Consider the following 1,204-nt stretch of genomic DNA (forward strand, 5'->3'; position numbering starts at 1 on the left):
CTGCTCGGTAGCTCGATCTCCTTCAAAAATCTCGGCCTGCTGATCATCGACGAGGAGCAGCATTTCGGCGTCAAGCACAAGGAGCGGCTGAAGGAGCTCAAGAACGACGTGCATGTGCTGACACTTTCGGCGACGCCGATTCCGCGCACGCTGCAGTTGGCGCTGACCGGTGTTCGCGAGCTGTCGCTGATCGCCACCCCTCCGGTCGACCGCATGGCGGTGCGCACTTTCATCTCGCCCTTCGATCCGCTGGTCATCCGCGAGACGCTGCTGCGCGAGCGCTACCGCGGCGGCCATTCCTTCTATGTCGTGCCGCGTATCAGCGATCTTGCCGAAATCCATGATTTCCTGAGAGAATCCGTGCCGGAACTGAAAGTAGCGGTCGCCCACGGCCAGATGCCGGCCGGTGAACTCGACGACATCATGAATGCCTTCTATGACGGCCAGTACGACGTGCTTCTGTCGACGACCATCGTCGAATCCGGCCTCGACATTCCGACCGCCAACACGCTCATCATCCACCGAGCCGATATGTTCGGTCTGGCCCAACTCTATCAGTTGCGCGGCCGCGTCGGCCGCTCGAAGGTGCGAGCCTATGCGCTGTTCACGCTGCCGGCCAACCGCAAGCTCACCGATACGGCCGAGCGCAGGCTCAAGGTGCTGCAGTCGCTCGATACGCTCGGCGCTGGTTTCCAACTTGCCAGCCACGACCTCGATATCCGCGGCGCAGGCAATCTCCTCGGCGAGGAACAATCCGGCCACATCAAGGAGGTCGGTTTCGAGCTCTACCAGCAGATGCTGGAGGAAGCGGTGGCCGAAGTGAAGGATTCCGGCGAAGTGCTGGATGGCGGCTGGTCGCCGCAGATCGCGGTGGGCACCGCGGTGATGATCCCGGAGAGCTATGTGCCGGACCTGCAGCTCAGGATGGCGCTCTACCGCCGCCTTGGCGACTTGGAGACCACCGAGGAGATCGACGGCTTCGGCGCCGAGCTGATCGACCGCTTCGGGCCGCTGCCGGAAGAAGTGACGCATCTGTTGAAGATCGTCTTCATCAAGGCGCTTTGCCGCAAGGCCAATGTCGAGAAGCTCGATGCCGGCCCCAAGGGCGTCGTCATCCACTTCCGCAAGCGCGAATTCCCCAATCCGGTCGGACTGGTCAAATTCATCGGCGAGCAGGGCTCGCTGGCCAAGATCAGGGCCGACC

Annotated in this window: 1 protein-coding gene; it reads left to right on the forward strand. The window is 62.4% G+C overall.

The window, feature by feature from the left end:
* Positions 1-1,204 (forward strand): TRCF domain-containing protein (locus tag EOA60_RS33760; protein WP_281060809.1); only part of this gene is annotated, 1,204 nt, incomplete at both ends.

This window comes from Mesorhizobium sp. M1A.F.Ca.IN.020.06.1.1, from assembly GCF_004023265.1.
Taxonomy (GTDB): domain Bacteria; phylum Pseudomonadota; class Alphaproteobacteria; order Rhizobiales; family Rhizobiaceae; genus Mesorhizobium.